Genomic DNA, 11264 nt, shown 5'->3' with positions numbered 1-11264 from the left:
GTTTTGCCTCTCCTCCGTTGACCCTCTCTTTCTCCTCCCTCCCCCCTTCTTGGGCAACCCTCCCAATTGGGGTCAGATCAAACTCACGGGCCAGATGATAGTTGCTGGTTCCGCTCAGGAGTTCAGGGATTTCCTGGCGCAGGTAGTCCAGCATGTCGTGTTGTGTCTGGTAGCTGAATCGGCGGCGGCTGCCCATTTCTGAAAAGCGGAAGTTGGTGATCTGACGTGCTGACAATTCTGCTTTGAGTCGCTGCACTTTGTCTTTGAGTACCGACATAAACTGTTTATAAGGAATGTCGTCCCAGCGACGACGGTTACGCACCTCAGAGATGATGCTCATCACCAGTGTTTCGTAAAGAATGGTGTCTTTCCAGCTACCGGCAATGGATACGCGTAACTGTTTTTTACCTTTCAGTGTGCGAATGGTATCAACGCAGATTTGCTGCTGGGGCATAAAACGGAAATAACGCAGGTAATCGAGAAATGCCTCACTTAAGTGTGGTGCCTTCATCGTTAAATACTGGATATCCGCCTCAGAGAATGTGCAATTGGCCAGCTGAGCGATTTCCGCGCGCACTTCATTGATGAGATCAGACAAATCTTCATCGGAGCGAACGATGAGCTCATACCGGACATGCGCTTCTGGATACAGTCGGTGTGCGGCTTGCATCATATTGATCTTGTATACATCGAGATCGAGCGCACTTTGAATGATCCGGTGATGAAAAAGTTGGGCGTTCATAAGGCATCCTTAAACCATCAGGAGCAATGTTAATAACATTATGTTTGTTACCTAATGGGGGAACTGTAATTAACTCTGCCAAGTTTGTCAATTTGTGTTATTAACCACGAATATTGTGCTACTTTCTATAAAGTGGGATTTGTCAGCTATTCTAGTAAGTTAGCATCCACCTTGCTGGTTAAACGTTAATTTTTAAGTTAATAACAAATCGTTACTTTCCTGTTGACCTCGTGATAATGGCTGGGTAAGGTAGCGAACAAGTAGAGACATATAAGAGGCCACCATGATAGTAACCATTGACATGATATGTCTGAAATTGGGTGACAACGGGTTAGAAGTGCTTTTGATTAAGCGCAGTAACCCCAATCGTCCCCAATGTGGTATGTGGTCGATCCCTGGTGGTTTCGTGTTTGAACAGGACATGAGTGAGCAGGGCGGGTTGCCCGCCGATGAAGATTTTGACGCTGCGCGCAGGCGTATCTGTCGACAGAAGATCCACACTTACCCAAATTACATCAGTCAGCCTATGGTGGACGGCAACCCAAAACGTGATCCAGATGGGTGGAGTGTGTCCATTGCGCACTACGCACTGCTAAACCATACCAATGTCGAGCAGATCAACAACTGCGGCTTGTGCCGGGAACAACTTCGTTGGTTTCGTCTGGATAGTATACTTAATAATGAATTGGCTTTGGCATTTGACCATGCCGACCTGATTAAGCTGGCGTGGAATAAGCTGCGTGCAGCGGTGGAGTATACTTCCGTAGCGCTGTTTGCGCTTGATAAAGAGTTTTTAGTCTCTGACATCATTTCGGCTTACGCCAAGTTCGGTGTTGAGGTTAACCGGATGACAGTGAAGCGGCGCCTGATTGAAACAGGAGTCATCACCAGTGCAAACAAGATGGCTTCGAGTAATAAGGGGAAAGGCGGCAAGCCTGCTCAGGTGTACAGCCTTGGCCAGAAAAGTGTGACTTATTTTCAGACATGTCTGCGGTAACACCGCAAAGGATATCTCATGAGTACAGATGTAACGTTGGATAGAGCGACTACTGCCGCATTGGATGTGGATCCGCAGAAAGGCTTCAGCGAACTGTGTCCGAATGAATTGCCGGTGGCGGGCGCGCTCGATATTGTTGATGAGCTAAAGCGCAATCACAGTAAAGCGGCTTTAACGCTCGTGTCCAGAGATATGCATCCACCTGGCGCTGCCTGGGAAGCGGACACACCAGATCAGATGTTGCAGCCGGTAGGTTTGCCTGAGGTGGATATCAAATGGAACCCTCATTGTGTGGTTGGTACGCCAGGCGTGGAGCTGCTACCAGGTCTGCCGGCGGTGCGTGAGTATGATTTTCAAATCAATAAAGGCATCGACCCGGATGCACATCCTTATGGGGCTTTCTATCATGATCAGGCCGATACATTGTCAACGGGGGGGCTTGAGTTCTTACGTGCCAACCGCATTCACACTGTCATCGTGGGTGGTCTGGCGTTAGATTTTTGTGTCAAAAAATCGATAGAGCAGTTGCTGGAGGCTGGTTTTAACGTCGTATTGAATCTGGCTGCAACACGAGCGGTGTTTGCGGAAAATACCGCACAGGTGGCGGCTGAATTGAGTGCAAAAGGTGTCACTGTGGTCGACACTGCGGCATCTATTTCGGTGAGTGCATAACAGGTGCGGCCAATATTGGTTGAAATGCCAACGATGTTTACTACAGTGATATGAGATCGGGTGACTAGTTATATCCACACGGTAAGTGATTGATTTCACTAAATATAAAGAAATGACAAAGATTTTAAATTTGTCATTTAACTGGTCTTTTATTCTGATATTTTCATCTTGGTTGGTTTTAAATGTGGTAAATGGTTGATTTTGTATTGATATATCAGAATAAAACTAGATGTTGCCAGTTCTTTATGTCTTTGATTTGAATGGCTATTGTCTATTCGCTTAAGAAAAAAGTTGGCGAAAATCAGAAGCTTGGCATACACTTTCCAAGGTAAAGCCGATATGTTGTTGATTGGCTAGGCGAATTGCTTTGGCGCTGTCAATTGGCAGCAATGTTTAACACAGCTTTGAGGGAAGTTTTATGGCGCTCACAAAGGCCGATTTGGCTGAGAACCTGTTTGAAAAGCTTGGATACAGTAAACGGGATGCCAAGGAAACGGTTGAAGTGTTTTTCGAAGAAATTCGTAGAGCTCTGGAAAGTGGCGAACAGGTAAAACTGTCCGGTTTTGGGAATTTCGATCTGCGAGACAAGAATGAACGTCCGGGTCGTAATCCGAAAACGGGTGAAGACATTCCTATTTCTGCTCGACGTGTCGTAACATTCCGCCCGGGTCAAAAACTGAAGGCTCGCGTCGAGAATATTAAAGTCGAAAAGTAAAGACGCATAAGACCACACTCCCGTATGTGGTCTTTTGTTTTTTCGTCAGCCACACAACGGTTTCAGAGCGAACAAGCGACCAAATGGTCGCTTGTTGTTTTTGGAGCAGAGTATTTTAAGCCGCCTGAATGTGAGTGGTAATGTAAGGTTGCCATGCGGCCTGATACAGTGCCTTTGACTGGCTACGAATATTCTTGATTCGAGCCATTTCTATATCGTTCAATGCTCGGTTCTCGCTCGCCGCCTGTCGCTCAATTGATTGAACCACTTCATACAAATCATGCTCTGGTCCGCTTTTCACGTCTGCAATGGCTTTCAGATGCAATTGCACTTCAGCGATTACGCCGGTTTTTGGCAGACGAACTAACAAGTTCAGATCTCGGTAGCCGGATGCCGCCGGTTTTTTAAAGCGGTTTTTCACTTTTACGATCGTTGCTTCACGGTCGAGTGCTTCGTAAACATCCACCAGGCTGGCTACATCGTTGGCAACGATGGTCGCTCGAGCCAAATCGGTAATGCGTTCGCTTTTCCCATTCAGTTCGTGGGCGATTTTTTCCTTGGCACGTTGCTCTGATTTTACCCCAGCGAAATATGCGTCGGTTGATGTCAGCAGTGCTGTGCTTTTACAAATGGTTTCCAGTTCACGCTGTGCTTGATGGGCTTTACTGTAGAGAACATCGAAATCTGTATAAGGCTGGAGGGGCGTGACGTCGATGGCTTGAATGCCATACAGGCCACTCAGGCTGTGTTTGAAGCGTTTAGAACAAACCTCGTTCTGGCTGGTTGAACGCGTTTCTTCGTTGCCAGGCACGGTAGGCATTGCTGCAAAGGCAGGTGCACGGCTTAGTACCAGAAGCATCAGTGCTGTAGTACGCAGAAATAAGCTCATTCGCTCTCCTTAACTTGCATCGGCTTATAAAGTGGGAACTTAAAAGGTTAAGCGCAAAGCAATTCGGTCTCTAACTTGTTATTGGGTCGTCCATGCTGAAAACAACGCATCCAGAATGCTGGTTTTTTAAACTATGCGACAAGTCACAAAATTATTGACTTTAAATTAGAGGTTTCTCAGAGCAGAAGGTTCATCTAAAACCTGTAACAAAGTGTTATCTGTCAAACAAGTGGAATCAGTATAGGCAGAGGAAGATTAATCGAAGATGAACACCGTCGTTCATTTTGGTTTATTTTCGAATTGGGGTAGGCTATGCCTCATGTAAAGTCAGTCACGAGATAAGAATGAGAGATCCAGAGTTCTGGCACAGCAAATGGGCGGCCAATCAGATAGGTTTTCACCTTGACGATGTGAACCCATTGTTGATTAAATTTTGGCACCATACCAATCCTGCACGAGAAGACAGTGTTTTTGTTCCATTGTGTGGTAAATCGGAAGATCTGGTCTGGCTGGCCAGCAAGCATGAGAGCGTTCAGGGTGTTGAATTGAGTACCATTGCGGTACGAGCATTTTTTGCCGAGCACTTTTATACCCCCTTGGTCATTCCGATCAGCGCTGAACATGAGTTGTATCAGTTTGATGAGCTTTCCGTGTACATCGGGGACTTTTTTACCGCGCCGATCGAGCCGGTCGACATTGTTTATGATCGCGCTTCACTGGTGGCGTTACCTCAGGAAATGCGGGGCCAATATGTTGAATATCTCAAAACCCGGATAAAACCGGGTGGGCGCATTTTATTGGTGACGCTTGATTACCAACAAAATGAAATGGCGGGGCCGCCATTCAGTGTGAGTGAAGAAGAAGTTCGTCAGCTGTATGATGGCTACCAGGTGACGCGCTTGCATCGGGATGTTGCCGATGAATCACACCCCAAACGCGCAAAAAAAGGTTTGAGCCGATTTGCCGAAGAAGTGTTCCTGATTGAAGGATTTTGAAAAAGCGCCCGTGAATGGGCGCTTTTTTATATTTGTTCCCCGTCAGGAGATCTATTCGTAGGTCACTGTAACTTTAGAGGCGCAGTCGATGGCGTCAGTCAGTGCTTGCTCAAGGCTAGGTCGGCGGGTAATCACTACTCCTAAACGGCGGCGTCCTGCGATGTCTGGTTTAGCAAACAGACGTACTTGAGTCCGGGGTTGCAGCAGCGCCTGATCCAGGCCCTCGTAACCGATGTTGTCTGATGTTCCCTGTCCGAGCAGCACAGCAGAGGCGCATGGGCCGTATTGAGTAATGCCTGCGACAGGCAGTCCGGTAAACGCTCTAACGTGGAGCGAGAATTCTGACATGTCTTGAGACATCAGAGTCACCAGGCCAGTATCGTGCGGACGAGGAGATACTTCGTTGAAGATCACCTGATCGCCTTTTACAAACAACTCTACGCCGAAAATGCCGTATCCCCCCAATGCATTGACGATTTGTTCCGCTGTGTATTCCGCGGCCTTGCGTGCGTTGTCGGACATCACCTGAGGTTGCCAGGACTCGCGATAGTCGCCATCTTCCTGGCGGTGGCCGATGGGCGCGCAGAAATGCACACCATCGCAGGCACGTACCGTCAGCAGAGTGATTTCATAATCAAAATCAATGAAGCCTTCGACGATGACACGTCCGGCCCCAGTCCGTCCGCCTTCCTGAGCATAATGCCAGGCTGAATCAATGTCTTCCTGTGTTTTCAGCACGCTCTGACCTTTGCCGGACGAACTCATCACTGGCTTGCAGACGCATGGCAGACCAACGTCTTGTACGGCTTGCTGAAACTCTTCGAAGGAATCAGCAAAACGGTACGGTGACGTATTCAGTTTCAAGGTCTCTGCCGCCAGGCGGCGAATCCCTTCGCGGTTCATGGTTAGTTGAGTGGCTTTTGCCGTCGGAACGACTTTCAACCCTTGCGCTTCAAGCTCAACCAGTTTGTCTGTTGCAATGGCTTCTATCTCTGGTACCACATAGTCAGGTCGCTCCTGTTCAATGATGGATTGCAACGCATCACCGTCGAGCATGTCCAGAACGTGACTGCGATGAGCCACCTGCATGGCTGGCGCATCAGCGTAGCGATCGCAAGCAATCACTTCCAGCCCGAGGCGCTGGCACTCAATGGCCACTTCTTTCCCCAGTTCTCCAGATCCCAGCAACAACACCCGGGTAGCATTTTTACGTGTAGCAGTACCAAACATGACGCATCCTTTTTCGACACAGAACAAAATTTTCCGCGATCATACGCATTATTTTTTCAAAAGCAAACGTTTGCGCGTGGCGATTTGTCGGTATCAGGTGAATGAATACGGCATGAAATCCGACTTACAGCACATTTACAAAACAAATTTCATAGAGTGGTGTAATTCATTGATCTGACGCTAAACAAAGAGAGCACGACACGGCCGATAATGCTTCAGACAGGTTGTCGAGTTATTACTCCACACCCGAGTTAAATCTGCCTTAGGAAGAGTGATTTTGCCATGCGTCCGTATCTAAAATACCTAATTCCGACTGTCATTCCGCTGCTTGTTCTGCTGCTGCCTTCATCCGCATTCCCGTTTGTCGGCATGACCATCATCCAGCAGCGGGTCATCGCTGTATTTCTCTTAGCTGCTTTGTGTTGGGTGTTTGAGCCGATCCCGATATACGCCACTTCGGTGGTGATCATTGTGCTGGAGTTGCTGCTATTGTCAGACAAAAGCATCATCCTATTTCGCTTGGCAGAAGGACAGCCACACTTTGGTGAACTGCTCAAATATCAGGATATTATGGCAACATTTGCCAGCCCAATTATCATGCTGTTTCTGGGTGGTTTTTTTCTTGCCATGGCGGCGACCAAGTATCGACTGGACGTGAACTTAGCGAGGGTGCTTTTAAAGCCATTCGGTCACGATCCCAAATACGTCATGTTGGGACTGATGTTGATCACGGCGGTGTTTTCCATGTTTATGTCTAACACAGCAACGACCGCAATGATGTTATCGATACTGGCACCAGTGATTGCCGTATTCGGTTCTAACGATCCGGGTCGCATTGCTTTTGCGTTGTGCATCCCAGTGGCGGCGAATATTGGCGGGATAGGTACTCCCATCGGCACTCCCCCCAATGCGATTGCTTTGAAATATTTGGTGGGGGACAACCTGATTACATTTGGGGAGTGGATGGCCTTTGGCGTGCCGTTTGTGGTTATCATGATGACGCTCGCCTGGTTTTTGATCGGCTTTCTGTATAAAGCGGAACAACAGACCATCGAATTGAGTATCAAAGGCAAGTTTCTAAAAACACCTAAAGCGATCACGGTTTACATCACCTTTGCTTTGACAATTATCCTTTGGTTGATGGGCTCTTCACACGGCATGAACTCCTACACCGTCGCGCTGATCCCGGTCGCGGTATTTTCTCTCACAGGGATCATCAACAAAGAAGACCTGAAAAGAATTTCCTGGGATGTCTTATGGCTGGTCTCCGGGGGGATTGCGCTCGGCTTGGCACTGGACAAAACCGGGCTTGCCCGTCTGGTGGTTCACAGTATTCCGTTTGATCAATTTTCTCCCTATGTGGTGCTGTTTGGTGCAGCGTTCCTGTGTTTAGCGATGGCCAATTTTATGTCACACACTGCCACGGCGAACCTGTTGATGCCCATTATGGCGGCATTGGGTACTTCGATGGCTTCACTGATGCCGCTTGGTGGCGAAATTACCTTAATTTTGGTCGTGACCTTTGCCGCGTCCTTGGGAATGTCGTTACCGATCAGTACACCACCGAACGCGTTGGCACACGCTACTGGGTACGTTCAAAGCAACCAGATGGCTCGGATCGGTGTGGTTCTGGGCGTCATTGGGGTATTGCTGAGTTTTGTCATGGTGTGGATTCTTCACGCTGTAGGTCATATCGGATAAGCGCATGAACGACTCAGGCTTGCAAGCGCTGATTGCGCGTTATTTTAGTCAGCCGGAACGGCGCCTTCAGGTTTCAGCAGGGCATCAGTTGATCGAGCAAGATAGCCAGAATGACCGTTTGTACTATGTGATTGCCGGTGAACTGGACGGGTATTTTACCGAGCAGGGTGCGTCAGCCATCAAAGTTTTTTCGGCCATGCCAGGCGCATTTCTGGGCGTGCACAGTTTTTTCTCCGGGAATGGCGCAGCCAGTTCGACGGTGATAGCAAAAACAGCGGCGGAGCTAGCATGGATAGATCGCCACACCGCAGCGATTGACGCCGAACAATATGGGGTGCTGACCACGCAGTTTATGCCAGTGATTGTCAACGAGCTGTCACAACGTCAGCGCAGAGCGACACAGGAAGCACTTGCCAAAGAACGGGCACTGCAAAAGTTACATCTCGCAGAACAGATGACCACACTAGGCCAACTGGCAGCAGGGTTGGCACATGAACTGAATAACGCGATTGGTGTCGTAAGCAGTAAGTCTCAGCGTCTGGAGAGCGTCTTATTGCAACTGCTCGAAGAGCAGCACCCAGACGCCAGTCTGTATTTTGAACTGGGATTGCAACACGGCCAGAAAGCGTCCTCTGTTCAGGTGAGAAACAAAGGCCGGGAACTCGAGCGCGACTATCATTTGCCCAAAGAGCTGGCGCGAAATCTGGCTCGTGCTGTACCGGATGATGCACTGGAGCCGCATTGGTTAGCCGACCCGGTTGCCGCGATTCGATACTGGGAAATTGGACGCAATCTGCACGATCTTCGTTTGGCGACCCGGCACACAGTTGGCATTGTCAAATCTGTAAAACAGTTGGGCCGTACCGATATTTCGCAAGATGAAGCCGTGGACATTAATGAAACGCTGCATCGTGCGGTTGCGTTATTGCAGAGCGATCTCAGACGAGTGGCAGTGCGGATACGACCTGCAGAGCTGCCACTGTTTACTGCGTCATCGACAGAGCTGGTGCAGGTTTGGGTCAACATTCTCAAAAATGCCTGTGATGCGATGCGGCAGACGGAGGCTCCGGAAATTGATATCCAGACTCGGCTGAGTAAGCAGCGCATTCTGATCACGTTGTCTAACAACGGTCCTGAAATCGATGAAACCACTCGTCGTAAGATTTTCCAGCCCAGTTTTACGACGAAGAAAGGCGGGCTGTCGTTTGGTCTTGGTTTGGGTTTGTCGATTGCGCGCCGGATCATTACCGGTTATGGCGGAACGATCGCGGTAAAAAGCGACAAACAGCGCACCGTTTTCAGGATAAAACTACCAAGTGAGGGTAAGTAACCATGGAAAAGTTAAATGTCATTTGTGTCGATGATCAGCGGGAGGTATTGAGTGCGGTGTTGCAGGATCTGTCTCCTCTGAGCGACTGGCTGAATATTGAAGATTGTGAATCGGCAGAAGAAGTGCTCGAATTGATGGATGAACTGGATGCAGAGGGAGAGTGGATCGCGGTTTTGATCTCTGATCACGTGATGCCGGGGAAAACCGGCGTGGAGTTGCTTGAGGAAGTCAGCCGCGATAGCCGTTTCAGTCATACCAAAAAAGTATTGTTGACGGGTCAGGCGACCCACGCAGATACCATTCATGCCATCAACCACGCCGGCATCCAGCGCTACTTTGAAAAGCCCTGGCAGCCAACGGAGCTGGTGGAGTGTGTCCGGACGTTGGTGACTGAATTTATTTTCGAACAAGGGCTCGATTATGTCGAATTGCAGCAACACCTTGATCAGACGGTGGTTCTCAGTAGACTGAGGTAATTGTTTATCGTTTATTCAGGGAGGTGCGATGCAAACAATTATTCTGTTCGATTGGGGAAATACACTGATGGTCGATTTTCCTCAGTATCGTGGCAAGATGTGTGACTGGCCAGAGATTGAGGTGATGCCGCACGCTGCGGAGACCTTATCGAGTTTGTCCGAACATTGTGCATTATACATTGCGACCAGTGCTAAGGATTCGGCGGTTTGTGACATCGAGCTTGCGTTTGAACGGGTTGGGCTGGCCAGATATCTCAGCGGCTACTTCTGTTTTGCGAATCTTGGCCTGGAGAAAGACTCAGCACAATTTTATCGTAAGGTTAGCCAACAATTGAGGGAAGAACCGGAAGCGATAATGATGGTCGGAGATAACTGGGATAAGGATATTCTCCCGGCACGTCAGGCTGGGTTACGAGCGATTTGGTTAACGGAATGCCTATCCGATGAGGTCGAAACCATTGTTTCACTTAAACAGTTACCCGAGGTGCTAAAAGGATGAACGTGTCGCATTTGGATCATCTGGTGTTAACGGTCAGCAATGTTAACGTGACTATCGATTTCTACCATCGGGTGCTGGGCATGGAAGTGGTGGAGTTTGGAGAGGGGCGAAAGGCACTCAGGTTTGGCGAGCAGAAGATCAACCTCCATCAACATGGCGCGGAATTCGAACCCAAAGCCCAGCATGTACAACCCGGTAGTGCAGATTTGTGCTTTATTACCCCTGTGCCCGTCAGTGAGATACTGGCCCATATTGAGCGCCAAGGAGTGACCATCACCGACGGTCCGGTGAAACGCACCGGTGCGGTGGGCCCCATCTGTTCGGTCTATTTTCGTGACCCGGATGGCAACCTGATCGAAGTGGCCAACCGCCTGACGCCATCGAATTAACGGGCTTGATATGCTAATGTGTGCGTATTTTACATATTGATGGGGAATAGCATGACGACTCTGCAAGGATCTTGTCTGTGTGGCAACGTGACACTTGCGATGCCAGATGAATTCGCATACATGGGGAACTGCCACTGTTCTGAGTGTCGTAAGTTCACAGGCTCAGATTATTCTTCTGCTGGTGGTATCGAGGCTGTTAAAGTTCGGGTTGTCACTGGAGAGAAAGACATTTCGGTTTACACTAAGAGTGAGAATACCCAACTGGCGTTCTGCCGCCACTGTGGTTCCAGCCTGTATTCGCTAAAACCAAAGACTGGGATGATGAATATTCGACTGGGTGTATTGGATTCAATACCGTCAAACAAACCTAGCTTTCATATCTTTGTTGCGGACAAAGCGCCTTGGTTTGATATTTATGATGAATTAACTCAATTCGCACAATATCCGGCAAAGTAATGTTTCAAAGCCTGGTAATATCGGGCTTTTTTATATAACGATAACTAACTATAAGAATGATGCATAATAACTTTTTATGAGTATTATATCGTTTATTTATGATTTATGTGCTCATCAAGTTGCATTTTCAATTTTGCGAAAATATAATTCTTCGCAATAAGAATGGTCTGAAT

12 protein-coding genes and 1 pseudogene are annotated in these 11264 nt (G+C 48.4%); 10 read left to right on the top strand and 3 right to left on the bottom strand.

Going from position 1 to position 11264, the window contains the following annotated elements; all coding sequences use genetic code 11:
• Window positions 1–742, bottom strand: a pseudogene (locus CAG64_RS09870) (nicotinate phosphoribosyltransferase); the annotation flags it as partial.
• A gap of 283 nt (window positions 743–1025) precedes the next feature.
• Here CAG64_RS09870 and CAG64_RS09865 point away from each other — a divergent pair.
• From CAG64_RS09865 to ihfA, 3 genes are all read left to right on the top strand, one after another.
• A complete protein-coding gene (locus tag CAG64_RS09865) occupies window positions 1026–1739 on the top strand; it encodes an NUDIX domain-containing protein (protein WP_021705500.1) in 714 nt (237 codons plus the stop codon).
• An 18-nt stretch (window positions 1740–1757) separates the two neighbouring features.
• On the top strand, window positions 1758–2411 hold the full coding sequence (locus CAG64_RS09860; RefSeq protein WP_021705501.1) for an isochorismatase family protein: 654 nt from the start codon (window positions 1758–1760) through the stop codon (window positions 2409–2411).
• 418 nt (window positions 2412–2829) lie between these two features.
• Window positions 2830–3126, top strand: a complete 297-nt coding sequence (ihfA, locus tag CAG64_RS09855; protein ID WP_021705502.1) for an integration host factor subunit alpha — start codon at window positions 2830–2832, stop codon at window positions 3124–3126.
• A 115-nt stretch (window positions 3127–3241) separates the two neighbouring features.
• Here ihfA and CAG64_RS09850 read toward each other — a convergent pair whose 3' ends face one another.
• Window positions 3242–4015, bottom strand: coding sequence for a RelA/SpoT domain-containing protein (locus CAG64_RS09850; RefSeq protein ID WP_021705503.1), 774 nt, complete (start codon window positions 4013–4015; stop codon window positions 3242–3244).
• Between the two features lie 344 nt (window positions 4016–4359).
• Between CAG64_RS09850 and CAG64_RS09845 the strand changes: the two genes are divergently transcribed.
• Window positions 4360–5010: a thiopurine S-methyltransferase gene (locus tag CAG64_RS09845; protein ID WP_161453772.1), complete on the top strand. Its 651-nt coding sequence runs from the start codon at window positions 4360–4362 to the stop codon at window positions 5008–5010.
• 51 nt (window positions 5011–5061) lie between these two features.
• On the opposite strand, the gene purT is transcribed toward CAG64_RS09845, so the two are convergent.
• Entirely contained in the window at window positions 5062–6240 is a 1179-nt protein-coding gene (purT, locus tag CAG64_RS09840; RefSeq protein ID WP_161457326.1) for a formate-dependent phosphoribosylglycinamide formyltransferase, read from the bottom strand.
• Between the two features lie 282 nt (window positions 6241–6522).
• Between purT and CAG64_RS09835 the strand changes: the two genes are divergently transcribed.
• From CAG64_RS09835 to CAG64_RS09810, 6 genes are read left to right on the top strand one after another with little or no spacing between them, the layout of a single operon-like run.
• Entirely contained in the window at window positions 6523–7941 is a 1419-nt protein-coding gene (locus CAG64_RS09835) for an SLC13 family permease (protein ID WP_161457325.1), read from the top strand.
• Between the two features lie 4 nt (window positions 7942–7945).
• A complete protein-coding gene (locus tag CAG64_RS09830; RefSeq protein ID WP_161457324.1) occupies window positions 7946–9271 on the top strand; it encodes a sensor histidine kinase in 1326 nt (441 codons plus the stop codon).
• Window positions 9272–9273: 2 nt separating this feature from the next.
• Window positions 9274–9747 carry a response regulator gene (locus tag CAG64_RS09825; RefSeq protein ID WP_161453770.1) on the top strand — a complete coding sequence of 158 codons (474 nt, stop codon included), beginning with the start codon at window positions 9274–9276 and terminating at the stop codon, window positions 9745–9747.
• 28 nt (window positions 9748–9775) lie between these two features.
• Complete coding sequence (locus CAG64_RS09820; RefSeq protein WP_161457323.1) at window positions 9776–10246, top strand: HAD family hydrolase; 471 nt, start codon at window positions 9776–9778, stop codon at window positions 10244–10246.
• Complete coding sequence (locus CAG64_RS09815) at window positions 10243–10635, top strand: VOC family protein (protein WP_040902666.1); 393 nt, start codon at window positions 10243–10245, stop codon at window positions 10633–10635. The genes CAG64_RS09820 and CAG64_RS09815 overlap by 4 nt, the downstream gene beginning before the upstream one ends.
• Before the next feature lie 51 nt (window positions 10636–10686).
• Window positions 10687–11091, top strand: a complete 405-nt coding sequence (locus CAG64_RS09810) for a GFA family protein (protein WP_161457322.1) — start codon at window positions 10687–10689, stop codon at window positions 11089–11091.
• Window positions 11092–11264 lie beyond the last annotated feature (173 nt).

The sequence above is a fragment of the Vibrio sp. V38_P2S17PM301 genome (assembly GCF_009904845.1).
Lineage (GTDB): Bacteria > Pseudomonadota > Gammaproteobacteria > Enterobacterales > Vibrionaceae > Vibrio > Vibrio proteolyticus.
This window is presented reverse-complemented; position numbering and strand designations above follow the sequence as displayed.

What these genes read in the sequence shown, in the direction of transcription:
- purT (WP_161457326.1), bottom strand. Translation starts at nt 6,240, where the DNA reads ATGTTTGGTACTGCTACACGTAAAAATGCTACCCGGGTGTTGTTGCTG.
- CAG64_RS09865 (WP_021705500.1), top strand. Translation starts at nt 1,026, where the DNA reads ATGATAGTAACCATTGACATGATATGTCTGAAATTGGGTGACAACGGG.
- CAG64_RS09815 (WP_040902666.1), top strand. Translation starts at nt 10,243, where the DNA reads ATGAACGTGTCGCATTTGGATCATCTGGTGTTAACGGTCAGCAATGTT.
- CAG64_RS09810 (WP_161457322.1), top strand. Translation starts at nt 10,687, where the DNA reads ATGACGACTCTGCAAGGATCTTGTCTGTGTGGCAACGTGACACTTGCG.
- ihfA (WP_021705502.1), top strand. Translation starts at nt 2,830, where the DNA reads ATGGCGCTCACAAAGGCCGATTTGGCTGAGAACCTGTTTGAAAAGCTT.
- CAG64_RS09825 (WP_161453770.1), top strand. Translation starts at nt 9,274, where the DNA reads ATGGAAAAGTTAAATGTCATTTGTGTCGATGATCAGCGGGAGGTATTG.
- CAG64_RS09860 (WP_021705501.1), top strand. Translation starts at nt 1,758, where the DNA reads ATGAGTACAGATGTAACGTTGGATAGAGCGACTACTGCCGCATTGGAT.
- CAG64_RS09845 (WP_161453772.1), top strand. Translation starts at nt 4,360, where the DNA reads ATGAGAGATCCAGAGTTCTGGCACAGCAAATGGGCGGCCAATCAGATA.
- CAG64_RS09835 (WP_161457325.1), top strand. Translation starts at nt 6,523, where the DNA reads ATGCGTCCGTATCTAAAATACCTAATTCCGACTGTCATTCCGCTGCTT.
- CAG64_RS09830 (WP_161457324.1), top strand. Translation starts at nt 7,946, where the DNA reads ATGAACGACTCAGGCTTGCAAGCGCTGATTGCGCGTTATTTTAGTCAG.
- CAG64_RS09820 (WP_161457323.1), top strand. Translation starts at nt 9,776, where the DNA reads ATGCAAACAATTATTCTGTTCGATTGGGGAAATACACTGATGGTCGAT.
- CAG64_RS09850 (WP_021705503.1), bottom strand. Translation starts at nt 4,015, where the DNA reads ATGAGCTTATTTCTGCGTACTACAGCACTGATGCTTCTGGTACTAAGC.